General features: G+C 38.1%; 18 protein-coding genes. 6 read left to right on the top strand and 12 right to left on the bottom strand.

From position 1 onward, the window contains the following. Positions 1-278: 278 nt before the first annotated feature. On the bottom strand, positions 279-1,124 hold the full coding sequence (locus EGI26_RS16255; protein WP_255080090.1) for a sugar phosphate isomerase/epimerase: 846 nt from the start codon (positions 1,122-1,124) through the stop codon (positions 279-281). Positions 1,125-1,234: 110 nt separating this feature from the next. Here EGI26_RS16255 and moaA point away from each other — a divergent pair, with 110 nt between their 5' ends. Together moaA and EGI26_RS16245 are read left to right on the top strand one after the other, a co-directional pair. Further along, on the top strand, positions 1,235-2,215 hold the full coding sequence (gene moaA / locus EGI26_RS16250) for a GTP 3',8-cyclase MoaA (protein ID WP_255080089.1): 981 nt from the start codon (positions 1,235-1,237) through the stop codon (positions 2,213-2,215). A gap of 133 nt (positions 2,216-2,348) precedes the next feature. Beyond that, positions 2,349-4,097 carry a hypothetical protein gene (locus EGI26_RS16245; protein WP_255080088.1) on the top strand — a complete coding sequence of 583 codons (1,749 nt, stop codon included), beginning with the start codon at positions 2,349-2,351 and terminating at the stop codon, positions 4,095-4,097. A 49-nt stretch (positions 4,098-4,146) separates the two neighbouring features. On the opposite strand, the gene EGI26_RS16240 is transcribed toward EGI26_RS16245, so the two are convergent. The 4 genes from EGI26_RS16240 to EGI26_RS16225 all read right to left on the bottom strand — a co-directional run bounded on the left by EGI26_RS16240 (position 4,147) and on the right by EGI26_RS16225 (position 10,935). Continuing rightward, positions 4,147-5,019 carry an inositol oxygenase gene (locus EGI26_RS16240; protein ID WP_255080087.1) on the bottom strand — a complete coding sequence of 291 codons (873 nt, stop codon included), beginning with the start codon at positions 5,017-5,019 and terminating at the stop codon, positions 4,147-4,149. A gap of 56 nt (positions 5,020-5,075) precedes the next feature. After that, positions 5,076-6,647: a RagB/SusD family nutrient uptake outer membrane protein gene (locus EGI26_RS16235; protein WP_255080086.1), complete on the bottom strand. Its 1,572-nt coding sequence runs from the start codon at positions 6,645-6,647 to the stop codon at positions 5,076-5,078. 28 nt (positions 6,648-6,675) lie between these two features. Then, a complete protein-coding gene (locus tag EGI26_RS16230) occupies positions 6,676-9,687 on the bottom strand; it encodes a TonB-dependent receptor (protein WP_255080084.1) in 3,012 nt (1,003 codons plus the stop codon). Positions 9,688-9,906: 219 nt separating this feature from the next. Beyond that, complete coding sequence (locus EGI26_RS16225) at positions 9,907-10,935, bottom strand: LacI family DNA-binding transcriptional regulator (RefSeq protein WP_255080083.1); 1,029 nt, start codon at positions 10,933-10,935, stop codon at positions 9,907-9,909. Positions 10,936-11,165: 230 nt separating this feature from the next. Here EGI26_RS16225 and EGI26_RS16220 point away from each other — a divergent pair, with 230 nt between their 5' ends. The 4 genes from EGI26_RS16220 (at position 11,166) to EGI26_RS16205 (ending at position 17,059) form a co-directional block, all read left to right on the top strand. Next, complete coding sequence (locus tag EGI26_RS16220) at positions 11,166-13,631, top strand: DUF5916 domain-containing protein (protein WP_255080082.1); 2,466 nt, start codon at positions 11,166-11,168, stop codon at positions 13,629-13,631. Between the two features lie 94 nt (positions 13,632-13,725). Next, positions 13,726-14,205 (top strand): cyclic pyranopterin monophosphate synthase MoaC, encoded by a 480-nt coding sequence (gene moaC / locus EGI26_RS16215; RefSeq protein WP_255080081.1) that lies wholly within the window; start codon positions 13,726-13,728, stop codon positions 14,203-14,205. A gap of 63 nt (positions 14,206-14,268) precedes the next feature. Further along, on the top strand, positions 14,269-15,366 hold the full coding sequence (locus EGI26_RS16210; RefSeq protein WP_255080080.1) for an NTP transferase domain-containing protein: 1,098 nt from the start codon (positions 14,269-14,271) through the stop codon (positions 15,364-15,366). A gap of 43 nt (positions 15,367-15,409) precedes the next feature. Further along, entirely contained in the window at positions 15,410-17,059 is a 1,650-nt protein-coding gene (locus EGI26_RS16205) for a hypothetical protein (RefSeq protein ID WP_255080079.1), read from the top strand. Here EGI26_RS16205 and EGI26_RS16200 read toward each other — a convergent pair. From EGI26_RS16200 to EGI26_RS16170, 7 genes are all read right to left on the bottom strand, one after another. Further along, positions 17,052-18,410, bottom strand: a complete 1,359-nt coding sequence (locus EGI26_RS16200) for a c-type cytochrome domain-containing protein (protein WP_255080078.1) — start codon at positions 18,408-18,410, stop codon at positions 17,052-17,054. The two genes, EGI26_RS16205 and EGI26_RS16200, sit on opposite strands and share 8 nt — an antisense overlap. After that, positions 18,407-19,321 carry a sugar phosphate isomerase/epimerase gene (locus EGI26_RS16195; protein ID WP_255080077.1) on the bottom strand — a complete coding sequence of 305 codons (915 nt, stop codon included), beginning with the start codon at positions 19,319-19,321 and terminating at the stop codon, positions 18,407-18,409. Before EGI26_RS16195 ends, EGI26_RS16200 begins: the two co-directional genes overlap by 4 nt. Before the next feature lie 129 nt (positions 19,322-19,450). Beyond that, complete coding sequence (locus EGI26_RS16190; protein WP_255080076.1) at positions 19,451-20,932, bottom strand: DUF1501 domain-containing protein; 1,482 nt, start codon at positions 20,930-20,932, stop codon at positions 19,451-19,453. Then, entirely contained in the window at positions 20,932-23,628 is a 2,697-nt protein-coding gene (locus EGI26_RS16185; RefSeq protein ID WP_255080068.1) for a DUF1553 domain-containing protein, read from the bottom strand. The genes EGI26_RS16190 and EGI26_RS16185 overlap by 1 nt, the downstream gene beginning before the upstream one ends. 90 nt (positions 23,629-23,718) lie before the next feature. Next, positions 23,719-24,144 (bottom strand): molybdenum cofactor biosynthesis protein MoaE, encoded by a 426-nt coding sequence (locus tag EGI26_RS16180; RefSeq protein WP_255080067.1) that lies wholly within the window; start codon positions 24,142-24,144, stop codon positions 23,719-23,721. Between the two features lie 47 nt (positions 24,145-24,191). Then, a complete protein-coding gene (locus EGI26_RS16175; RefSeq protein ID WP_255080064.1) occupies positions 24,192-24,434 on the bottom strand; it encodes a MoaD/ThiS family protein in 243 nt (80 codons plus the stop codon). Continuing rightward, a complete protein-coding gene (locus EGI26_RS16170; protein ID WP_255080062.1) occupies positions 24,431-25,213 on the bottom strand; it encodes a sulfite exporter TauE/SafE family protein in 783 nt (260 codons plus the stop codon). The genes EGI26_RS16175 and EGI26_RS16170 overlap by 4 nt, the downstream gene beginning before the upstream one ends. Positions 25,214-25,266: the final 53 nt, after the last annotated feature.

The raw sequence follows: 25,266 nt of genomic DNA, 5'->3' as shown, positions 1-25,266 counted from the left end.
AACCTTCACGAAGCTCAAAGACTACCACAAAACACACATATAGTGGTGAAATTATGTCTCTTAGTCAATCAAATGGAAAATTAGAAACCCTTCTTCAGTAACCGTTTTCAAGCAAAAGTGTTTCTCTCAAAATTTATTAATACAAAATCATAAAACCGATAAACTCTTATAAACCTGAATCTCTATTTCAAAGCAAAAAAGCCTGCATGGAATCATGCAAGCTTTTGATTTGTTTTTGTAAGCCTAATTCTTGATTGGAATAACCAACTGTGCCTATCTTACAAACTCTTCAAATACTCTATACTTTTCGGTACGTTTTCAAGCTCTTTGTTGCTTTCGTCCTCTATGAAATAATGCTGGATACCTGCTTTTTTCGATAATTTAAATATCTTCTTCCAATCTGCTTGACCTGTTCCTAAAACTACATCATTTTCAGCAGGCTCATGACCTGACTTGTCTCCAATCACTCCCTTTCTGAGGTCTTTTACATGCATAAGCTTCCAACGATTTCCATATCGTTTTAACAATTCCTGTGGTGTAGCCGCACCGCCGCCGTGCATTGTCCAAAGCACATCCATTTCAAAAGACACGTATTTTGCGTCGGTATTTTGTATAATGTAATCCATGTAGGTGCCTTTTTCGTGAGGCCTAAATTCATATCCGTGATCGTGATAACAAAAGATTAAGCCATTGTCTGCCAACACTTTGCCGCCAGCATTGAAAACCTCCACGGCTTTTTTGGTATCTTCCAAAGTAAAATCATTGCCTTTGTGGGGTATCCAAGCACACATCACATATTTTGCTCCCAGAGCCTTGGCTTTGTCTGCCACAGCTTGCGGATTTTTCTGTAATTCTTCAAAACTACAGCCTGTAGAAGGAATACTGATGCCTCGGTCATTGCACATTTTTTTAAACTCCTCCGCAGTTTGGCCTTTTTGTGGACCACCTTCCAACTCCGTAAAACCCATTTTTTGGATGATGTCCAGTGTCTGTTCCACGCCTTTCGGGAAGTGGTTTCGGAAGGTATAAGCTTGCACACCAAGCGGATAAGTGTATAATTTTTTCTGTGCGAAGCCTGAAAAAGCCACACATACCAGTGAAAAAAGAAAGATTTTTGTTTTCATATTGAAATTAGGTTGAATTTTTCGGTACGAAAATACTATTTTTTGTTTCATTTTAAAGAAAAAGAAAAATTAGGTAAACTATATATTATTTTTGTTTCAAAACTCATTGTATGCTCATAGACAACCACGGACGTCAGATAAACTATCTTCGATTGGCAGTAACCGACCGATGTAACCTCCGTTGTTTCTATTGTATGCCACACGAGGGTATTGATTTTTTGCCCAAAACACATTTGTTGAGCTTTGAAGAAATGCTCAGACTGATAGAAATTTTGGCCGAAATGGGTGTTTCTAAAGTAAGAATTACGGGCGGAGAGCCCTTTGTGCGTAAAGAACTGATGGCTTTTCTTTGGAAAATTTCTGAAATAGAGGGCATTCAAAAAATCAACTTGACTACAAACGGCGTGCTTACCGCCCCGTACATTCCCGAGCTTAAACAATTGGGTATTTCGTCTATCAATCTCAGCTTGGATTCTTTGGACAGAAAACGTTTTTTTGAAATGACTCGCCGAGACGAGCTACCCAATGTGTTGAAGACCTTTGACACCATTCTTGAAAACGATATTCCACTGAAAATCAACTCGGTGATGATGGCCGGCAAGAATGAAGAGGATATTTTTAGTTTGGTAGATTTAGCCAAAAACCACCCAATAGGAGTACGATTTATAGAAGAAATGCCGTTCAACGGCGAAGGCAACAAGCCTGAATATTTTATGTCATATACCAAAATCATAGAAACCATAAAAACCAAACATCCAACACTTTACAAAATTGCTGATGAAGCAAACTCTACTTCTTATAACTACAAAATTCAGGATTTTGCTGGCAGTATTGGGGTGATTGCGGCATTTAGTCGTACGTTTTGTGGTACTTGCAACCGCCTCAGAATCACGCCAACGGGTGATTTTAAAACTTGTCTTTACGACGACGGCAAAATGAACCTCCGTGATATGCTAAGAGCAGGACTCAGCAACGAAGACATCAAAGAAAAACTTCAAGAGTCTATTTTGCACAGAGCCAAAGACGGTTTCGAAGCCGAGGCTTCTCGAAAAACGGGCGTTTCTGAATCGATGACTACGATTGGAGGCTAAACATCTCGCTTGTTTCTACTCTTTCTATCAAAAAACTATTATTAGTAGTCATATTTTGCCAAAAAAACATCCTAAATTTCTTGTATTTTTACTAATGAGAAGAAAACAATATTCAATCATTCTTTAGTAAAATATGAAGCGTTCACAATTTATAAAAAGCATGGCAACTACTGCTGTGGCATTAAAATTCAATAGTTTATTTGCTCAGAATACCAGCAATTTTATCGATTATGATTGGGCAAAAGTGGTAGACGCCAATAACTTGGCGGTTGCCGAAATATTAAAATCAACGCAAGCTGGCATAAAAACCTTAAAAAGAAGTTTGGGATTTGATTTGGCAAATCTGGCGGCTGGTTTTTCTGAAAAAACTTCCAGCTATTTTGAGAAGGAAGAACTCAAAACCAGCATGAAAGCCATTTTGAATTTTATAATTAGCCAACAAAAGCCAGACGGAACATTGGACTTGGGAAATCTAGCCTCTCCGCCTGATACGGCTTTTATAATTGAACCAATTTGTGCTGCAGGAAATATCTTGAAAAGAAATGCCCTTTGCCAGGAAATCAGACTTTTGATTAAAAAAATTATAGAAAAATCTGGTGATGGATTGGCGGTTGGCGGACTGCATACACCCAATCACCGTTGGGTGGTAAGTGCGGCTTTGGCCAAAATTAACCATTTGTATCCCGACCCAAAATACACCAAAAGAATAGCTGAGTGGCTGTCAGAAGGTGTTTATTGCGACAAAGACGGCGTGTATTTGGAGCGAAGCATGACTTATGCCGAAGTAATTGACCGATCGCTGATTACAATCGCCACCTACACCAATAGGCCAGAATTACTAAAAATGGTTGAAAGAAACCTCCATTGGGTGTTTGAATGTATGGAACCCAATGGCGACTTGGTGACTTTTCCTTCCCGCCGACAAGACGCCTTTATGCAAAAAAACATTCTGCTTTATTATCCGCAATACCGATTTATGGCCAATTATGCCAACGATGGTTTTATGGGCGGTGTAGCCGCTTTTATAGAAAATATGCCAGGCTTTGAACCAACTATTTCTAAAGACTTGCTTTATTTATTTCTTGAGGATGATATTTTGGCAAAAAACTATCCGAAAAAACCTCTTCCTACAGACTTTCTTAAATTTTATGAAGGCATAAATTTGGTTCGTGGTCGTAAAAATCAGGAGACATTTAGTTTGTTCGGCGGGGCAGATTGGCCCATAATTATAGCTTCGGGAAGGTCAACCAATCCGAGCTTTTTTAGTTTTCAAAAAGGTAAAGCGGCCCTGAAACACATCAGAATGTCATCGAGTTTTTTTAGCACCGGCTTTTTTAGAAGTCAAGGAATCAAAAAGGTGGGTAATCAGTATCATTTGTATCAAAAAATAGAGGCTCCATACTATCAACCTTTGGCGGATAAACATAAAAAACCCAATGGCGATTACGAACTTAGCCAAAGCACAGATGGACGTTTCTGGAATAAAATGGATTTTAAGAATCGACCAAAAAGCAATGTGAGTGTTCTCGAATACAAAGTTATCTTTGAAGAAAAGCCAAGCCACAAAGAGTTAAATTTTGAAGTGAAAGGTACAGATGGTGTGCCTGTTGTGATAGAATTAACTTTTGCAAAAGGAGGCAAACTTATTGGTTGTGAATCAATATCGGGAAGCGAAGAAAATTTTTATATCCAGGAAAATGAGTCTGCATACCTTTTGGGTGAAGATAAAATTACGTTTGGTCCAGGCGAGTTTACCCATCAGTCTATCAACAACATGGAGGGAGAAATGTACAGTACGCATTTTGGGTCGCTGCGTACCAGTGGTTTGCACGTGTTCATTACTGGAAAAACGCCATTTGTGCACACTTTGAAAATTTCATAAAAAAAGACTGCACAAAGTGCAGCCCTTTATCATTCAACCAATTATTAACCTAGAAGTTTAAGACATTTGGTAAGTATTTGGCCACAAGGTCTTCATAATGAGGCTTTAATGCCTTGGCATCTGGTGGTACAGGTACTTTTGAGTACAAATCATAAGGATTAAACTTATCCACCCACTTAAACATTTCATGGTCGTGCTTACTCATCAAATGATCGTATGCGTTTTCACGGTGTTGCGGATAAAACGAATGGTAACGCAACATGTATAAACCTTCTTCAGGAATATAATTTTTCATGATTTGGTAAATGTACTCATCGTGTCCCCAGCTCATTTTTACCTTATCTAATCCACAATTTGGCTCATAAACGCCATATTTGGTGTTGTAGCGAGGATCTTTGCTGTCAGGATTTGCCTCGAAATACTCAGGATAAACGATTTTGTCGGAATGTTTACACCCTACAGGGAAAGTGTCGCCTACAACTGCCCACTGTGGTTCGCCGAAAAGACACAAAACCTTGCCCAAATCGTGCATAAAACCCGTAAGTACAAACCAATCGGGATGACCGTCTTGACGAATAGCTTCTGAAGTTTGTAATAGATGCTGAAACTGATCCAAGTCGGTGTCAGGGTCACTATCGTCCACCAAAGTATTTAGGAAATCAACCGCGTCCCAAACACTCATTTGACGTTTATCAAACTTCAAAAATTCCTTTTCTTTTTCTACCACAAAATCATACGTTTGGTAGGTATGATTCATTTCATAGAATTTCTTAACCGTGTTAACTCTTTCAGAATCAACATAATTGCGATAATTTTCTTTTTGTTTTGTGCCTGGCTCAGGATATCTAAGCACCAAATCGTCTTCCCATTCGTCGAGGCTTCCCAGTGGATTCAGCTCTTTTTCTGAAAAGTTTGTATTCATTATAATAAATTAAAAATGTAAACCGAGTTTAATTAAAAACTCGGTTTATGAAAATATTAATATCCAGGATTTTGTGTAAGTTTTGGATTGATATTCAAGATGCTTCTTGGAATCGGAAACAGCCTTTTATTAGGATCAGAATCTGTTTTTAAACCCCATTTGCCTTCAAATTTCCCGAAACGAATCAAATCGTTGCGTCTCCAGTTTTCATTGCAGAATTCACGGCCACGCTCAGCCAACATCACATCAAAGGTTAACTCTTTAATTTCGCTTGCGTTTCTCGTTTTTCTAAGCGTATTCACCAAGGCCAAAGGTGTGTCCCCAGCTGTAGCTGCCGCACCTCTCATGATAGCTTCGGCCTTCATGAGCACTACGTCAGCGTATCTAAAAAACGTAAAGTCGTTGCCTTGGTTACGTGTTGTTGAGGTTTTATCCGGCGAAAACTTGATGTAACGATAGCCCTGTGCCCATGCCTTTTCGTCGTTGCCTAGGTCAAAAGCCGCTACATTACGATACTCTAATTTCGGTACCAATTCCAGATGATAATCTATTGCAGCAGAACCGTCTGTACCTTTGTAATCTTCATCAAATCCCTTTTTTGAGGTTTTAACGATAATTGCTGAGCCGTTGCTAAGGTATTGTTTTCCTTTCAAAAGCAATTTGGCTCTGACGTCATTCTCTTCATCAAAATTTGCCAAAAATTCTTCTTGCACACTGATGGCTCCAGAAGGCGTAAATGGCAATTCGTATTTAGCTCTCATGGCTCTGTGCAAATAATATCTGGCCAGAAATTGACCTCCAGAAATATTGTCAAATGGCACTGCAAAGATAGTTTCCTTGATTTGCGGCCCATTGTCGATATCAAACATCTTGGCAAAGTTGGTCTCTAACGCAAATTTCTTTGAACTAATTACGTTATCGCACATTTTTACGGCATCGTCGAATCTTTTTGTACCAGTATATACTTCGGCATTTAGGTATAATTTTGCCAAAAGAGTATAGGCTACAAACTTAGTTGGACGACCATAAGTAGCTGCTGTAACATCTCCACTAAGACTTGGAATAGCCTCGAGCATTTCTTTTTCTACAAAAGCAAAGATGTCTTTTCTAGGTGTCGTGGTTGGTTTTTCAGTTACACCAAACTTTGTCAACAAAGGCACATTTCCCCAAAGATCCAGCATTACCCAGTAAGCTATAGCTCTCATGGCTTTTAGCTCTGCCAATCCTTGCTGTTTTGCCGCTGATTCTGGAGCGGTTTCTACCACTGCTATGTTTTGATTTATGGTTGTAATCGTACCCGTAATCCAGTTCCAAGTGCCATCAACTTGGCCATTGTCTGGGTTCCAATTGTGCTGGTGCAGCTGAAAATACCTGGCACCGTCGTACCAGTTTCCACCTCTCGCCGGCAAAATGGACTCGTCAGAACTCAAAGACTGCAAAAACCAATACGAAAGGGCAATAGAGCCTCTAAAGTTGGTATAGGTAGGTCCCGAAGCTTGAATAAAGTGCTCGGTTTTTATTGGAAAATTATCAGAAGTAAGTGCGTTTTCAACAGGTACTTCAAGGTCGTGACACGAAACCAAAAATAAGGCTGCGGCACTCGTTATTATATATTTTATTTTTTTCATTTTTCTAAAAACTTTAAATTTTAATAAATTAGAAACTTGCGTTTACGCCAAACATAAATGTTCTGGTTTTTGGATAAAATCCATTGCCAAAACGTGTCCAGTCAACGCCCGGGGTTAGTCCGCCCATGTTTACTTCTGGGTCAATTCCTGAGTATTTTGTTAAAATGAAAATGTTGTTTCCAGATAAAAACAATCTAAGATTCTTGATATAGTCCTTTTTGGTGTTTATCGAATATCCAAAAGTGGCATTGTCAAGTCTTAGGAAGCTTCCGCTTTCGATGTATCTGTCTGAATACTTGAATGCGTTGTAATCTGCAATAGGCTCATCGGCAGTTTCTACTAAAACATTGTACGAGCCAGCTTCCTGTGGTCTGTTAAAATCGGCTCTTACAGTATTCATGATTTTATTACCCAATACCGACCTGAAGAAGAAATTCATGTCGAATTGTTTGTAAGTAAACGAGTTGTTCCAGCCTATCAATAATTTTGGTTGGGCACTTCCTGCTAAGAAATAATCGGTTTTGTTTTGAGGCACAAGTGTTGTTCCACCTTTTTTGGCATTAAACTGTGACACTCCAGCTTCGGTTCTTCCTGCATACTGGAACGTGTAAAACTGTCCAACAGGCTGACCACTAAGTAGTATTTGCACGGTAGAACCCGTCTGACCTCCGCCATTTGGAGCGGCCATCAACAAACTGTCGGCTTGTAAGCCTTCACCTTTAAGCGACACCAAAATATTTTTGTTATGAGCAAAGTTTACCGAGGTATTCCATGTAAAGCTTTTGGTTTTTACAGGCGTATAATTTAAAGTTAATTCCACTCCCTTGTTGCTCATTTCTCCCGCATTTGCCGTCAACTGACGATATAAATATACCGATGGGTCAACATCATACGTCCAGATTAAGTCCGTTGTACGTTTGTTGTACAAATCCAAAGTACCGGTCACTTTGCCCTTCATTATGCCGAAGTCCAAACCGATGTTTGACATCGTGGTTTTTTCCCATCTTAAGTCCGGATTTGGATTTTGCACCACACCAATGGCCGATAGCGTTACGCCATTGACTAGGAAAGTCCCGACGTTTCCGTATCTCAACAATGACACCAATGGATTAAATCCAAGCGAGTTACCTGTTTGGCCGTAGCTTACTCTAAGTTTTAACTCTGAGAAAACGCTCTGGTTTTTCATGAAGTTTTCGCCGTCAATTCCCCAAGCAGCTGATAAAGAAGGGAAATAACCCCAACGGTTGTTAGCACCAAATGCCGACGAACCATCTCTACGCAATGAACTCTGAAGGAAGTACTTACCCGCATAGCTGTAGTTAAGTCTGGCATAATCCGAAATCAAACGAAGCTTAGAATAATTGTTACCGCCATAATCAACCACAAAGCCTGTTACTGCCTGAGAGTTCCCTAAACCCAAATAATTGGCTTCGGTATCGTTGGTTGGGAAGTTGGTGTTGTTGGCCTGAAAACCGTCACCATTAAGCGTTTGTTGCCATGAATATCCTGCGATTGCATTTACATTGTGTTTACCAAATGTCTTATTATAAGTCAAATAGTTTTCAAACAAAGTGTTTTTGTTTTCGTAAGTATTTCTGACGGCCAGACCGTTTCTACCACCCACCACGGTATAGTTTGTAGTAAAAGCGATGTTGTTGTAATTGGTCGTGTAATAGTCGTTGTAAAACTCCGAGCCGTTGGTTTGGTTGTTTTGAATCGAAGCCGAAACATCGTAAGAAAAGCCAGCTGGAAGTTTCAAAGTTGCCTTAAAATTGGCCAAAGAGGTTTTTGAATTGTTTTTTACCTTGGCATTGTCTATCACCGCAAGTGGGTTGTAATAGTTTGAACGTGCCAGGTTTTCATAATACGAACCATCCTCATTCAAAGGGCTAACCGTTGGTAAATATCTCAATCGGTTTATCAAAACTACGTCTTGAAATGGAACAATTTGCGAGTTTGTTTGGGTTGAAGCCAAGGTAACGCCCATTTTCAATTTGTCTTTCAAAGCGTACTGTTCAATCGACAATCTTCCTATAAAACGGTTCAAGCCACTACCTTTGATGATACCGTCTTGATCAAAATAGTTGATACTTGCATTGTAATTGGTAGATTTACTGCCTCCACCAAATGATAAATTGTGGTTTTGTGAAAATCCTTTTTGACTTACAACGTCTTGCCAATCGGTATTAGCACCGTTATCGTCGGCTGGTCCTAAAGATTTGCCATTTTTAGTTAGATAGCTTCTCATTTGGTCTCCAGACATCATTTTGATAGTATTAGAAACCGACTCAGTAGCTATATAAGCTTTGTAGCTTGCAAAGGTCTGACCGTCTTTGGGTCTGTTTGTTGTGATAATGATTACACCATTAGCTGCACGTGAGCCATAAATAGCTGTAGCAGCAGCATCTTTCAAAACATCCATAGAAAGAATGTTGTCTGGAGCAACAGTAGCTAAATCTGCACCAACTACACCATCAACCACAAAAAGCGGCTGTGAGGCTTCGCCTTCGCGTAATGTGGAAGCACCTCTCAAAATAATAGAAGGTCGGCCATTTGGATCACCAGTTTTTGTGATGTTTAAGCCCGCCACTTTACCTTGTAATAATTGCGTTGGGTCGGTAATAGCACCACGGTTAAGATCTTCGGATTTTATGGTACTGATTGAGCTAGTCAGCGATTTACGTGTTTGCTGACCATAACCCACTACCACGATTTCGTCGAGCGAAGTGTCTGATTCTTTTAAAGTTACAGAAATTTGGCTGCGGCCATTTACTTCTACCGTTTGAGTTTCAAACCCAATGTAGCTAAACACCAAAGAGGCATTAGAACCTGCGTCGATACTAAATTTGCCATTTGGATCAGTCATTGTTCCAGTAGAGGAAGACTTCACTGTCACAGAAACACCAGGGAGTTTTTCCCCATCAGAAGAGCTTACGATTCCGGCTACTTTTATTGTATTTTGGGCAAAAACACCAAAAGATGTAAACGCCAAAAACACCAAACAAAAGAGCAATTTCAATTTAGGGTAATTTTTTTGCATAAAAAACGATTTATTTGTTTCGATGCAATTATAGAATATAACTTTTCTACAGAAAAATTGTATAATACAAATTATTAATGCAAACGTTTGAAATCGTTTTCAAAAAATAAAATTCATGAAAAACATCATTAAAACTATTAAAAAGAAGGTTTTTAAGAAATTTTAATAAATAAACCCTATGTCAAAGGAGTACTTTTTTTTGAAGATTTTATATCATAATTAATATACTTGCCTCGTAGACTCTCGCTCTATTAAGATTGGATTTAATATACTTTTTTCTGAAAAATACGTGTCTGACGAAAGCATTTCTAATGTCTGTTCGGCAGCCAAACGACCTATTTCATAACTTTTTCTGTCTATGGTAGTAAGTTTTGGCGAAAAATAAGGAGAAATGGGACAATTGTCGAACCCAACCACAGACACCTCTTCAGGAATTTTTATACCTAAACTTGTCAAAACATTAATGGCTCCGTAGCAGACATAATCGTTTACACCAAAAATCGCATCTGGGGTAGCAGTATTTTTTGCTTCAAACCAATTTTTTGTGGGTTCTATGGCACCCTCAATATCAAATTCTATGTGTTTTATCCAATCATCTTTAGGGGCAATTCCATTATTTTTAAGACAGTCTAAATATCCTTCCAAACGAAGCTTCGAAACCAATAAGCCTTGCGGACCAGCCAAATGAGCAATCCGTCGGCATCCATTTTCTATCAAATGTTTTGTGGCTAAGTACGCCCCGGCATAATCGTCAATAACTACACTACTTCCATAGTTTTCTACGATGTCTCTATCTATAAAAACCAATGGTATTTTTCGCTTATTCACCATATCAAAGTGCGAAAAATCTCTTAAGCTGGCCGTTTCTTGAGAAATAGATACCAAAATGGCATCCACTCTGTTGGATAAAAGTCTTTTTATATGGTCCTGTTCCAAATTGTGCTTTTCGTTGGTCACACAGAAAATTAACATATAACCCAAGCTATTAAAAACCGATTGTATTCCTTGAATCATCAATGTTTCATGCGAATGATTGATGGAAGGAACCAATACACCAATGGTCTTTGTGGACTTGTTGAGCAAACTCAGCGATATCGAGTTTTTCTGATACCCCATTTTTTGGGCATACTCTTGTATGGTTTCCTTGGTATCTGCATTGATATTTGAGTGGTCGTTCAAGGCTCGGGAAACCGTTGATGGCGAACACTTAAACTTTTTGGCAATGTCTTTTATAGTTATGTTATTCATTCCTCCTTTTATTAAATTCCAAACTTTTGGGAAAATATTCCAAACGAAGTTAAGAACTTAAAATCTATCAAAAAGTTAATTTCGATAATTAAATGCAACTTTTCGACAATTTCCTTCATCTTTCTGAAAGTTAAAATATGCTAAACGATTTTCCGTTTAACATTTTTTAAAAGATTGGAAAAGCCCAGTTCGCTACATTTGTGAGCTATTACTCTAAAAGTCATTACAAATTGAAGAAGTTATTCATCATTCTACTAAGTGTGGGTAGTGCTGCCTATGCTCAAACTACTGTTAAAAACATTCCGGCCAAACGTACTAATCAAAAGGTTGTAATAGATGGTAAAATTGACGAAGCTGCCTGGAAAGACGCTGCGAAATTTGATGAATTGATAGAGTTTAGGCCGACTTTTGGCCGTAAAGAAGCCCAAGGAAACCAAACCGAGGCTTACATAATGTATGACGACGAAGGCATATATTTTGGTGGAATTTGCCACGAAAACAACATCGATAGTGTTTCGAGGGAGCTTACAGGTCGTGATGGATTTGGTACAAATGACTACATAGGAATAATTTTCGATACCTATAATGACAAACTCAATGCCTTTGAGTATTTCTTAACCCCACTTGGAGAACAATGGGACTCCAAGATGTCGTCAGTCCAAAACTCCAATAATGGCGGCGAGGATTTTGCTTGGAATGCGGTATGGAAAAGTAAAGTAATACTCGACAAAACTGGCTGGGCATTTGAGATGTTTCTCCCCTACTCTGCCATCAGATTCAGCAAGGACAAAGTGCAAACATGGGGCATAAATATTACCCGAAGACGGAGAAAAACTGAACAACAATACACTTGGAATCCCGTAGATATGAATGTAAATGGGTTTTTGACCCAAGAAGGACTTTGGACTGGAATTACGGATATCAAACCTCCTCTTCGACTTCAGCTTTTCCCTTATTTCTCGGTTTATGAGAATCATTTCCCGAGTACAGACCCAAAGGTTAAGAGTTGGAGTAACCAATATTCTGGCGGATTGGATCTGAAACTGGGTATCAGTCAGGCATTTACATTGGATGCCACCTTAATTCCAGATTTTGGACAAGTACAAAGTGATAATAGGGTGTTGAACCTAACTCCTTTCGAAGTAAAATTTAACGAATACCGAAATTTCTTTACTGAAGGAACAGAGCTTTTCAACAAAGGCGATTTCTTCTATTCGAGACGAATTGGCGGTTCACCCATTAACCAAAACGAAGTATACAACAATCTGAAAGAAAACGAAGAAGTTATAAACAATCCGACTGAATCAAAACTCATAAATGCTTCAAAGATATCAGGAAGGACGAAATCGGGACTTGGAATAGGTATTCTGAACGCCATTACCAAAAGCCAACATGCTCAAATAAGAAATAAAGAAACAGGCGAAATAAGAGAATACGAGACAGATCCAGCCACCAACTATAGCTTAGTCGTTTTAGACCAAACCTTGAAAAACAACTCTAGCGTGACATTTCTCAATGCCAACGTTACCCGCACAGGCCAAGCCTACGACGCAAATGTGAGCTCGGCCATGTTTAGTATTTTCGACAAGAAAAACACCTATTTTGTTTCAGGCAAAACAGCACTCAGCCACCAACGATTTGTGGATGAAAACAAACTCGGATATTCTCATGCATTCGGACTAGGAAAATCCAGCGGAAGGTTTAATTGGCAATACAATCAGGAACTTACCGATACCAAATTTAACAACAACGATCTAGGATATTTTACCAACAATAACTTTATAACCCACAGAGGATATGTAGGTTATAGATACACCACACCAAAAAGATTCTACAATCGGCTACAGTACAATCTTAATTTGACCTACAGTACGCTTTTCTCGCCAATCGGCCAGATAGCTACCAAGTATCAAAATGCTAGAATTCAGACAAGCATCGTTACGCAAACCAAAAAACTGGTTTGGATAGGCCTAATAAATGATTTTATGCCAAAACAAAATGACTTTTATGAGCCAAGAGTAGAAGGAAAGTATTTCGAAAGAGGAAATAGCGGCTTGGTAGGTGTATTTGTAGAAGGCAATTCGGCTAAGAAATATTATCTAAATGGAGAACTTTTTATGAGAAAATATTTCAATTTCTACGACCTATTTGCCTACGATGCATCCATAAACCAAACTTACAGATTCAACACCAAGTTTTCGGTAAATCACCAAATAGGTATTCTGCCAAGACGAAACGGGGTAGGTTTTGCTGGAAATGAAGACGGCGAAATCGTTTTTGCCAAACGTGATGTAAAAACCTTCGAAAATATTCTTTTCTTGAAATATAATTTTACGAACAAAATGGGTCTGACTTTCAGAACACGCCATTACAATAGCCGCGTGACCAACAAGTCCTATTTTAATCTTGAAGATAATGGCTTGCTGAGCGAAAGGGCCTCTGTCACTGGAAATTATAACCGAAACGTCAACTATTTCAATATCGACATGGTTTATACTTGGCAATTTGCCCCAGGTAGTTTCTTAAATTTTGTATGGAAAGACGCTGCATTTACGAATGACAATGCTTCGCTAATTTCTTATGGGGAGAACCTCAGAAACAGCATGAACTCCGACCAAAACAACAATATTTCTCTTAAAGTGATCTATTTTGTTGATTATTTGACGATGAAAAGTTGGGTGAAACGTTCTTCGTAACAAGTTCAAACTTTTTCCAAAATTCTGTTTTTATTTTTTGTCTGATTATTTCCTCGAAATATCACTAATTTTGAAGAAATAATTTAGCGAATTTATGTCCTCATTCACTCATCTCGATGCCCACGGAAATCCATCAATGGTAGATGTTGGTGAAAAAGCCGTTACCAAGCGAACTGCAACCGCACGAAGTATCGTGATGGTAGACGATGAAATCATGGCCAAATTTGTTGGGGAAGAGATTCTTTCTAAAAAAGGCCCGGTATTTCAGACCGCAATAATTGCTGGTGTGATGGCCGCTAAAAAAACAGGCGAACTTATTCCTCTTTGTCATCCATTGGGACTAGAAAACTGCCAAATTTCTATAAAAGTCACCGGTAAAAACGACATTGAGATTCTCTGCACCGCCTCGCTTTCGGGAAAAACAGGCATAGAAATGGAAGCTCTCACGGGTGCGAGTGTGGCGGCACTAACCATATATGATATGTGCAAGGCTATGTCACACAATATCATTATCAAAGAAACTCGTTTGATTGAAAAAACAGGCGGCAAAAAAGATTTCAAGCTTTCTGAATGATAAAATTGTAATTGAAATTAAAGTGAAAAAAACTTTGCGTCTTAGTGCCTTAGCGGTAAAAAAATGAAAAAACACGAAAAACACGCCAAATTGATAAAGCCAGAAATTGGTTTTTTTGGAAGAAACGAAATTGCATTTCTCGGTGCACCGTGTGGACTGATTGAGAGTTTAGTGGATAAAATAATCGAAAACCTTCCGACAGGTTTAAATACAATCTATGTTGATGCTGACCATGGAAGCAACGAAAATGAAGTTTTTTCTAAAAATATTTTTCAAGACAAAATCAGTCATAAAAGCTTAGGGAAAAAGACTATATCTCAGTTTGAACAGAAATTTCTGCTCAATGACCAAGACCTTGTATTGGTAAATGGTAATCATTTTGAAGCCAAAAGTCAAATCGTCATTATTCATTCTAAAAAAGAGGCTTCGCTAAAAAAGCGAATGGGTCAACTGACTGATATAAAAGCAGTAATACTCGACGAAGGTGAAACTGAAGTTTACGATTGGCTCGAGGTTTCTCCTGAAATTCCTATCTTTAATGTAGCCGAAGCTTCAAAAATATCGGCTTTTATATCTGAACAAATAAAACCAGCCCCACTAAAAGTTCTTATCCTCGCTGGAGGAAAAAGTACACGTATGGGCAGCGATAAAGCCACCCTTGAATATCACGGGCAGCCGCAATATCAATTTTTGTATGAAATAGTGGAGACGTTGGGGCTCGAACCGTACATTTCGTGCCGAGACGATCAAAAAAATGATTTCGAGGGAAATATTATTACAGATAAGTTCATAGGACTTGGGCCTTATGGAGCCATCCTTTCGGCATTCCAGTACGACCCTAATTCTGCATGGCTGGTTGTGGCATGTGATATGCCATTGATAAAATCTAAAGATATTGCCAACCTGATATCAAGCCGAAATACTTTTAAATTTGCCACGGCTTGTTATAACCCCGCAACTGATTTTCCTGATCCGTTATTCACTATTTGGGAGCCAAAAATATACCAAGTTTTGCTTAATTTCCTGCCTTTAGGATACTCTTGCCCAAGAAAAGTATTGATAAACTCTTGTACAGAAATAATAAATTTAGCGGAACCTGAAATTTTGGCCAATGTGAATACTCCCACCGAGAAAAATGACATAGAAAAGTATTTTTCATAAATAAAGATTATTTTTGCAAATATTCCCAGACAAAAATTAAACTTTGAAAAGTAAAAAAAATATTCTGCTCTGGTTATTAATCCTCATACCAGTTTTAATTCATCTTTTTGTATTAGATAAGTTCTCTTTGAATTTTCCATTCGAAGATGGTCATCGGGTATTTTTAGATTTCTCCTACAATTACCTCAATGCACAAAATATTGGAGAGAAAATCACACTGTTTTTAACTCCAGATAATGAAAGTCGTCCGTTTCTCATAAGAATCTCTCTTCTGATTCAATTGGCTCTTTTTGATAAAATTAATTTCAGGTACTTACTTATTGCTTTTAATGCATATACCTTTATCCTAGCCGCTGTTTTCATAAAAAAGTATTGGAAAAACCCTTATCTGGTCATTATTTCTTGTTTTAGTTTACTAAGTCTCTGCAACTGGGAATTGTTTTTTAGAAGTGATGTAGCATCTTATCAACTAGCTTCTATTTCATTATCAATACTAGCTTTTTTTCTGATTTCAAGCTCTGATTATCGTAAACCTTTTCTCAAAAATAGCACTATATTTATTTGCCTTTTCTTGGTACCGTTTGGTAGTGCTGTAGGATTTATTACCGTGTTTTTTGCATTAATTTACGCGTTTATAAGAAAAACAACCCCGCGATGGTATTACATTTTAACTCTGTTTATTCTTCAACTATACCTGTATTATAGCTATGGTACCGAGAACGAATCAACTACTGGTTTTTTCGAAAATGTTTTTAAATATAAGTTTGAACTTATTTGGGCTTATTTTATGTCTTTGGGTGGTATGTTTCAGTTTATGTCAAATTATGCCAGCTTTGCCATTTCAGGTATTTTTGGAATAATAATTTTTATAGGCTGTTCATTGTTTTTACTGAATAATTGGAAGGAAAAAGAGCTAGATTTTGAGAAGTTGGTTTTCTTATTTATGGCAAGCTCTCTGGCTATAATTGTACTGAATAGGTATAACTATTGGGTAATTGGCTATGAAAGTGTTTTGGTTCCCAGATATAAAATTTATGGTGTGATAATTTTTATTTTGGCAATTTCATTCGCTTTTAAGCAGAAAAATACTACTGCAATGAAGGTCTATACTTCTATTGGTATAATTGTTATTTATGTGCTTTGGTTATTAAAATCATGGTATTTAATTACCCTGAAAAAAGAAACTCAAATGATAGATGCATACAATCTAGAAAAAGGAATGGTAAAAAATGAAGTTGCCAACAATACATTTGAAGCCCGATACAAGTATGATTATTTGAAAGAAAAAGGCTATTTCAATGCTCAAGAATTATATAATGATGTTTTATGTAAAATAAAAACTGGAACGGTAGTTTATCCTGAAAAAGTAGTGTTGAAATATGTGGACTTCGACCCCACATTTGAATCCGACTGGGGCGGAAAAAGCACCATTTTGAATAAACTATTTGTTTATGGAACATTCCCTGCAAGTGAAACCTACTTTATACAGCTAATAGATAAAAACAATAAAGCCATTATTCTTAACGGATTCAGGAAACCCACTTCGATATTAAAGAGGCTCATTACAGAAGAAAAAGAGATAGATTTCCTTTCCAAAGAATTCGAAATGGGGTATTTCAAATTGGAAAAGCCACTAAAATGCAGTGTGATTTGTGTGAATCCCACCAAAATACAAACTCCTCCTTTTAGATAACTTCTTTTACTGTGGTGGTGTCTGTTTCAAAAGTTGGCACGTAATAACCCCCTGTGTCAATTTTAATGTTTGGAAATTTAGAAAAATCTAACAAACTAAATTTCACTTTTGATTTATATAAGAATACTTTTTGCAGTTCTTTTAAGTCTTTCAGCTTTTCTAGCCCTTTTTCGGTTACCAAGGTGTGCGATAAATTGAGCGTTTGTAGATGGCTCAAGTAACTTATTTCTGCCATTGCTTTGTCCGAAAAGTTGGTTTTGTTGAGATGAAGAACTCTGATTTCATTCAATTCTTTAAAAAGATTTGCTAATCCTTCTGCATTTTTTAAGTTTGCGGCATTAAACCAAACTACTTGCTTTTTTAGCGATTTCAAAGCCTCTATATCCTTAGCAGATGGATCTATCCCTCTAAGATTTACCAAAAGGTAATTGGAATTGGCCGCAACAGTTATGGCCAAAATTCCTGATGTTTTCAAAAGTACAATACTTTCTTCTGATCCTTTTTCAACATCTTTTTCAGGAACATTACTTATCCCCTTTGCTACCACATTCCCCGCTTGAAATGTCAATAACGCTTGTTTTATCTCAGTGGTTTGGTTCAGTTGATTTGCCTTTTTGTCAAAAGAAGCTCCTTCCTTTATCCACCAATTGATAATTTTTAACTCCTCATTTGATAGCTGTGTTTTGCCTTTAGGTGGCATGTGTTCTTCGTCAGAATCTTTCAAAAACAATCTTTGTGACAAAATGCTTTTTTCAATTTCATGTGGCACGATGGTTTTTCCATTTTTACCCCCCTTCAAAATCGAGTCTGGTGAATCGAGCCTAAGATTTCCTTTTTGTTTTTTTGCGGAATGGCAACTATAACATTTTTCTTCAAAAATTGGCTTTATAATTTCTTCGTAAACTGCAGCTTTTTGAACATCTGCAATTGGTTTATTTTCAACAGGTTTGGTCGACAAGCTCAAAAAGTCCTCTCCATGTGTCAAACTTCCTCCTAAATGCCCTACCACAACCAAAAGAATTATTGAAATTCCCCAAAAAGGCAAATTGAGTTTAGAATTATTTCTCAGTATATAAAAACCACCAACAAATACGGTGAACCCAATACCTGCCCATTGGTGGTTATTGACCATCTCTATATCGTATTCACCACTTTGGGAAAGTAAAAAACCAGTGATAGAGCTGAATAATGAAGCACAAAAACTCAAAATGAGCATAACCGGCAAAATGGCATTTATAGCTTCTTCATTTTTCCAAAATGAAAGAACCTTTAGTGCAAATGCCAAAACAAAAAAACCGATAGGTAAATGCACTAAAAGGGGATGAAATTTTCCTAAAAAATCAATTATCATTTAGTATAGCGATTTTTGATAAGATTAAGCATATAAACATTTATATCCCATTGATCAGCAACGGGTTGCATGGTATAAGGCAATGTGGGCAAATAATTTGGTGGACCAAATTCCGTCAGAAAGGTGATACGTTTTGAGCCTGTCTTTTCTTTGTTTTTTATTACTTCATCCCACCAACCGAGGTGCTTATCGAGCGTGCCTTTCCATTCTGGTGCCCGTGGGTCACTTACTTGCGGGCCTTCTTGATGGCCTATGCGAGCATGTATGTGCTCAGTGCGTTGCAACGCCAAATTAACGGCTTCTGGCTGATCTTCTAAAAGTGACTCGTGCACATTTGTCCAATGAGAAATATCTAGCGTTAATTTCATTTTTGGATGTTTTTCCAAAAACGACTTGGTAATATGTGCCGCAAAACACATTCGGCTTCTGTGAGTTTCATGATAAATTCCAACACCACTTTGTTCTGATTTTTCGATTGTAAAGTCGATTAATTTTGAGTTTTGAGTAGCTTCATAATAGTCTCTTCCTGAGTGACAATTGATATAAAGTGGCCTTTGAGTCGAAGATTTTACGGCTTCTGAAACAGCGGTTTTAAATTGTGTCTGATGTTTTTCAAAGTTTGTATCTGAGCCTCCGCAAAGAAAACCCACTTGGAGTTCGTATTTTTGAAGAGCATTCATCAAGTCTTTGTAAGCATCAGCATTACTCGGCCACCAAACCTCTATGCCGTCGTAGCCCAAGGCTTTTACTTTTTTACAGAGCTGCTCATTGGTACCCTCAAAACCCCAATTGGTTGCCATTACCAAAACTTCTAAATCTGTTTTCATATTGTTTTTTCCTAATGCTTCTGTCGCTGAGGCTAGTGCCGTAGTTGAAGCTAATGTTTTGATTATGAAATTTCTACGGTTCATTTTATATTATTCATCCAATAATTATTAACAAGAGCCCTGCATGAATTTGATTACGAGATTGAAGACGGGCCTTACCTTCCCCTCGACAAGCTAGGGACAAACCAAACCTGACCTATTTTCAAGTATTTCTCACCCCACCAACTCCTTCACCACCTTCCCTTCCACATCAGTCAATCGAAAAGATCGGCCTTGGAAATCAAACGTTAGTTTTTCATGGTCAAAACCCAGTTGGTTCATTATTGTTGCTTGAATATCGTGGGGACTCACTTTCCCTGAAATCGCAGAATAACCCAACTCATCTGTTTCACCATAACTTATACCAGGTTTTATTCCACCGCCCGCCATCCACATTGTGAATGCCTCCGCATGGTGGTCTCTACCTTTAAAAGCGTTGGGTTTTCCTTCTCGGTTTTCGGCCATAGGGGTTCTGCCAAACTCTCCACCCCATACAATTAACGTTTCGTCAAACAAGCCTCTTTGTTTTAAGTCCAAAATAAGGGCTGTTATGGCTTTATCAACAGACCTGCACTTATTTATTAATCCAATGTCTATGGCTCCATCTTCACTTGTTCCATGCGTGTCCCAACCCCAATCATACAATTGGATAAACCTAACACCATTTTCAACTAACTTTCTTGCCAAAAGCACATTGTTAGCAAAACTTGCCTGTCCAGGCTTTGTACCATACATTTCATGTATATATGCTGGCTCACTTTTAATATCCATCACTTCTGGAGCTGAAATCTGCATTTTATAGGCCATTTCGTATTGGCTAATTCTGCTCAAAATCTCAGGGTCTCCATAGGCTTTGTATTCATTTTGGTTGATTTCGTTGATAGCCTCAATTGATGCTTTTCTAATATCTCGACTTATTCCGTCTGGATCTTTTATGAACAGCACTGGGTCTCCTTCAGACCTACATTGTACACCCTGATAAACCGAAGGTAAAAATCCACTCCCCCAGACACTTTTGCCAGCATCAGGATTGTTTCCTCCTGAAGTGAGCACTACAAAGGCTGGTAAATTATTGTTTTCAGAACCCAGCCCATAAGTTACCCAAGAACCCATACTTGGCCTACCGAGTCTTGCACTTCCAGTTTGCATCAGTAATTGGGCAGGAGCGTGATTAAATTGGTCGGTTGTAACCGCTTTCAAAAAACTTAAATCATCTGCTACGGTAGAAAGATGCGGCAAGTAGTTGCTTATCAAGGCTCCGGATTGGCCGTGCTGTTTGAAAACCGCTTGCGAGGCCAACATCTTTGGTACTCCTCTAATAAAAGCGAACTTCTTGCCTTCCAAAAAAGATTGTGGACAATCTTGCCCATCAAGCTTGGCCAGTTCAGGTTTATAATCAAACAATTCCAACTGCGATGGTGCCCCTGCCATGTGTAAATAGATGACAGACTTTGCTTTGGGTGCAAAATGGGGCGACTTAGGAGCCAACGGATTTTGAGGATCAAAAAGGCTATTTATCGTCTTTTTGTCATTGTTACAAGACATCATAGAGCCTAAAGCTAATCCGCCCAAACCTAAAAAACTGCCTTTAAGGAAGTTTCTTCGGGTGTCTTTTTCCAAATGCCTCAAAAAGGCCTCACGTATCATTTTTTCCATCAGCTTTTTGTGATTACTTCGTCAAGGTTTAAGATGGTATTACTTACCAAAATCAATGCGGCCATCTCAGGGTTCTCTCCACCAGAAAGTGCTTTGGTTTTTTGCTTGTCTTTCCTATAAATGTTCAAGGTTTTCTGATATAATGTAGAAAGAATTATAAAATTTTCTTTTGTTATTTTTTTGCCCGAAGCCAGCATATATGCTGTTTTGATACTCTCCAAATAATTTTTCTTCGAAACATTCAAAGCCTTTTGTGCTAATTTGGCTGAAATATCCACATAAACAGAATCATTCAAAGTAACTAAAGCTTGTAGTGGTGTATTGGTACGAATTCTTCGCGAAACACACACTTCACGACCCACTCCATCAAACGATATCATGCTCGGATAGGGACTCGTTCGTTTCCAAAAAGTATAAATTGCTCTTCTATATTGTCGTGATTTGTCTGACTTTACCCACTTTTCGCCATTGTAAGGCGAACTCCAAATGCCTTCGGGTTGATAAGGCATTACTGGTGAACCGTACATCTCCGGATTTAAAACTCCGCTTATCGCTAAAGCTTGGTCTCTTATTTGTTCGGCTGAGAGCCTTACTCTTGGGCCACGAGCCAAATACCTATTGGAAGGGTCTTTTTCTAAACCGTCTGGGGTGACTTTAGAGCTTTGCTGATAAGTTGCCGAAAGCATGATTTCTTTAATAAGTGTTTTTACAGACCACTTGTACTCAGTCATAAATTTATAACTTAAATGGTCTAAAAGTTCTTTATTGGTCGGAGTTGCTCCTTGCGAACCTAGGTCTTCTAATGTTTCAACAAGTCCCATTCCAAAAAGTTGTTCCCAGACTCTGTTTACCATTGTTCTAGCTACAAGAGGGTTGTTTTTAGAGGTCATCCACATTGCTAAACCAAGTCTATTGTTTGGAACATTCGATGGTAATTTCCCTAAAGATGCTGGAACTCCTGCAACTACTTCCTTTCCTTCTGACAACCAACTTCCTCTTTCAAATACATGTGTTTTTCTGTTGAAACCTTCAGGGTTTTCATACATAATCGGTGTGTTTTCTACAGAAGCATTCAATAAATTCCAAAACTTCTGTTTTTGCTGAGCAAACTCTGGCGTTTTCCCTGCTGGAAATCCTTCTGTAAAATAAAACCAGTCGAACATTATGCCGTTCGCATTTGGATTATCTAAAACTGAGCTACTGTAAACAAAATAAATATCACGAACACCTTGTGCATTTTCTAATGCCAACTCAATGGTTTTCCAACCTTTATTCTCCTCTTTTTTAAAAATATTTAACCTAGTTAAAACTTTGCCTTTCGGATTGTCCAATCTTATTTCAAAAGCCCCATTTGCAAAATCTTTATATTGCATAATGAGTTTCTTTTTACCTTCTAGGTTCACGCTTTTAAGTCTTGCCGAAGAGTGATTTCTCATGGCCAGCCATTTGGTATCATTTAGTTCGGCATTCACAAAATCATCACATTTTAGCGAATTATGAGACGGCTGAAGTGTTTGTAAAAAACTTATGAGTTCTTTTTTCTCTTTTTCTGAAACTGTTTTTGAAAACCAGCTGGACAGATTCGTCAGTTCTGCTTTTTGTTTTTCATCAAAATGCCTCCAAACTGGATATTCGGCATTGGTGTCTTCATCACGACTGTTATTGAAAAACGCCAAAAACTTGTAATATTCATCATGCCGAAAGGGATCATAAGGATGGCTGTGGCATTGTACACATGAAAAAGAAGTGCCCATTAGCGTTTCCCAAGTGGTATTAACCCTATCCAATACTGCGGCTGTTCTGAACTCTTCGTTGTCTGTGCCGCCTTCGTCGTTGGTCATGGTGTTTCGATGAAAGGCAGTGGCAATGTATTGATTTTCGGAAGGATTTGGAAGCAAATCTCCAGCCAATTGCTCGGTAAGGAATTTATCATATGGCATATCTTCGTTAAACGCCTTTATGAGCCAGTCTCTGTATCTCCAAATATTCCGTTTGCCATCTCTTTCATATCCTTTGGTGTCTGCATATCTGGCCATATCTAGCCACATGGAAGTCCATTTTTCACCATAACTGGGCGATGACAACAAGCTATCGATGTAGGTTTCGTATTTCCCCTTTTGCAAAAATACATTTCTAGTCTTTTCTTCAGCAGGAAAACCAATTATATCCAAAGCCGCTCTTCTGACTAAGTCTTCATTTGAGGCTCTTTCTGAAGGTTTAAGGTTGTGTTTTTCAGCATTTTCAAAAACAAACCTGTCGATGTCGTTTTTTATCCAGTCGTTAGATACTTCTGGAATATCTTGTTTTTTTACTGGAATATAAGCCCAATGTTCTTGCCATTCTGCTCCCTGATCTATCCATTTTGTAAGAATCTCGATTTCTTCTGAACTCAGCGGGTCTTTTTCGTGCGGCATGCGTTCGTCTGGATCACCCAGGGTAAGTCTCCTGATGAATTCGCTTGCTGAAGCATCTCCTGGAACTATGCCGACTTTGCCAGATTTCCCTTTTGAAAAAGCTTCCTCTTTAAAAAGTAAACTGTAGCCGCCTTGCTTTTTTACGCCGCCGTGACAGGCTATGCAGTTTTTGTTGATGATTGGCTTTACTTGGGCATTAAAGTCTATCTTTTCTTGAAAAAAACTACATGAAGACACTGCAACAAAAGACAGAAAGACTAAAATGAATTTAGCAAATCGCATATTTTTATAGAGGGTTGAAAATCTATGCACAATATATGAAGATTTTAATTTGCTAAAAAAACAAATCTCCATTTCTTTGAGACTTAAAAATCAAGGAGTTGCAGAAACCCAAACTTCGCCATCTTCAAAAACCTCTCTTTTCCAGATAGGTACTGTTTCTTTTAAGGTATCTATAGCGTACTGACATGCTTCAAAAGCAGCCTTCCGGTGGGCCGAGGAAGCTGCAATTATAACTGGAATTTCTCCAACTTCCAGCATTCCTATTCTATGGTGAATCGCCATTTTGTGTACCTCATACTTTTCTATTGCTTGTTGTGCTATTTTAGCCATCTCAGAAACGGCCATGGGTTCATAGGCCTCAAAATCAAGTTTTAGTACTTTTTTGCCTTTGGTTTGGTTTCTTACGGTACCCACAAAATTCACAATACCACCCACATTGTCAGCAGAAACAAACGCTGAGCAAGCTTCTAGCGAAAGAACGGTTTGGGTTAATTTTATATTGATATGCTGTTCCATTTCAAAAGAATCTCTAGACGTTTTAAATCTCAATAATACACTTTAAATTACCCGCCACTTACTGGCGGCACAAGGACAATCTCGTCTCTTTCCATAATTTCATGGTTGCCTTCTGCATATTCTTCATTCACAGCTATTCTAAGCGAAGTCAGTTTTTTAAGGGCTGGATATTCGCTTTTCAATATTTCCAAAAAACCTTCCACAGTAGTACCCGATGGTAATTCTAAGTTTTTTTCGAAACTTCCCACCATTTCTTTTGTAATACCGAAACTGAGCAATTTTACTTTCATAAATTTTTGTTCAAAACTGTGTAACTCACATAAGCAATCAATATGGCCGTTGCCTTACGAACCCATATTTGTGAAAACTTATTGGTGGCCAAATATGTACCCAAAAACCCTCCAATACCTACCGAAATCATCAAAAAAAACACCAACATCCATGGTAAGTCTGCAGGGAAAGTTGTTGCTTGTCCAAGCAATCCAGCTACCGAATTTACTAAAATAAAAAAACTGGCAGTAGCGGCAATGTTTTTGGGATTGTCCCAATTCAACATATTCAGAACTGGAGATAAAAATATACCTCCACCAATGCCTACCATTCCTGACAAAAAACCAATTGCTCCGCCCAAAAACGCATTAAAAACAATTTTATCTGAAATGTTAGTAATGTTTATTGCTTTTTTTTGCGGCTGAAACCACAATAATACAGCTGCCAACAACAAAGTAATACCCAACAGAATGAAAAAAGTCTTTTCGGAAATCGCCATTTTCCCCCCCAAAAAAGCCATCGGAACACTTACTATAACGAGTGGCATCACTTTTTTGAGGTTCAGCAGACCTTTTCTATAAAACTGTACCGTGCCGTTAGAGACCACCGTGATGTTGCATAACAATGAAACCGCCCTCAAAACCTTGAAATCGAAGTTAAACAAAGCCATAATGGCCAAATAACTTGACCCTCCACCAAAGCCCACAGACGAATAGAGCAAAGCTATGCCAAAAAACAAAAGCAATAATTCAAGGTTTTCGATTATGAGTTCCAACAGATTGGGTATTATTTCAAACACAAAAATGAGTTTTTTTTATCGCCAGTCAAAAAAAATATAGAAATTGCTTGTGA

Origin of the sequence: Lacihabitans sp. CCS-44 (assembly GCF_024343735.1) — a bacterium.
Taxonomy (GTDB): Bacteria; Bacteroidota; Bacteroidia; order Cytophagales; family Spirosomataceae; genus Leadbetterella.
This window is presented reverse-complemented; position numbering and strand designations above follow the sequence as displayed.

What these genes read in the sequence shown, in the direction of transcription:
- EGI26_RS16255 (WP_255080090.1), bottom strand. Translation starts at nt 1,124, where the DNA reads ATGAAAACAAAAATCTTTCTTTTTTCACTGGTATGTGTGGCTTTTTCA.
- moaA (WP_255080089.1), top strand. Translation starts at nt 1,235, where the DNA reads ATGCTCATAGACAACCACGGACGTCAGATAAACTATCTTCGATTGGCA.
- EGI26_RS16245 (WP_255080088.1), top strand. Translation starts at nt 2,349, where the DNA reads ATGAAGCGTTCACAATTTATAAAAAGCATGGCAACTACTGCTGTGGCA.
- EGI26_RS16240 (WP_255080087.1), bottom strand. Translation starts at nt 5,019, where the DNA reads ATGAATACAAACTTTTCAGAAAAAGAGCTGAATCCACTGGGAAGCCTC.
- EGI26_RS16235 (WP_255080086.1), bottom strand. Translation starts at nt 6,647, where the DNA reads ATGAAAAAAATAAAATATATAATAACGAGTGCCGCAGCCTTATTTTTG.
- EGI26_RS16230 (WP_255080084.1), bottom strand. Translation starts at nt 9,687, where the DNA reads ATGCAAAAAAATTACCCTAAATTGAAATTGCTCTTTTGTTTGGTGTTT.
- EGI26_RS16225 (WP_255080083.1), bottom strand. Translation starts at nt 10,935, where the DNA reads ATGAATAACATAACTATAAAAGACATTGCCAAAAAGTTTAAGTGTTCG.
- moaC (WP_255080081.1), top strand. Translation starts at nt 13,726, where the DNA reads ATGTCCTCATTCACTCATCTCGATGCCCACGGAAATCCATCAATGGTA.
- EGI26_RS16210 (WP_255080080.1), top strand. Translation starts at nt 14,269, where the DNA reads ATGAAAAAACACGAAAAACACGCCAAATTGATAAAGCCAGAAATTGGT.
- EGI26_RS16200 (WP_255080078.1), bottom strand. Translation starts at nt 18,410, where the DNA reads ATGATAATTGATTTTTTAGGAAAATTTCATCCCCTTTTAGTGCATTTA.
- EGI26_RS16195 (WP_255080077.1), bottom strand. Translation starts at nt 19,321, where the DNA reads ATGAACCGTAGAAATTTCATAATCAAAACATTAGCTTCAACTACGGCA.
- EGI26_RS16190 (WP_255080076.1), bottom strand. Translation starts at nt 20,932, where the DNA reads ATGGAAAAAATGATACGTGAGGCCTTTTTGAGGCATTTGGAAAAAGAC.
- EGI26_RS16185 (WP_255080068.1), bottom strand. Translation starts at nt 23,628, where the DNA reads ATGCGATTTGCTAAATTCATTTTAGTCTTTCTGTCTTTTGTTGCAGTG.
- EGI26_RS16180 (WP_255080067.1), bottom strand. Translation starts at nt 24,144, where the DNA reads ATGGAACAGCATATCAATATAAAATTAACCCAAACCGTTCTTTCGCTA.
- EGI26_RS16175 (WP_255080064.1), bottom strand. Translation starts at nt 24,434, where the DNA reads ATGAAAGTAAAATTGCTCAGTTTCGGTATTACAAAAGAAATGGTGGGA.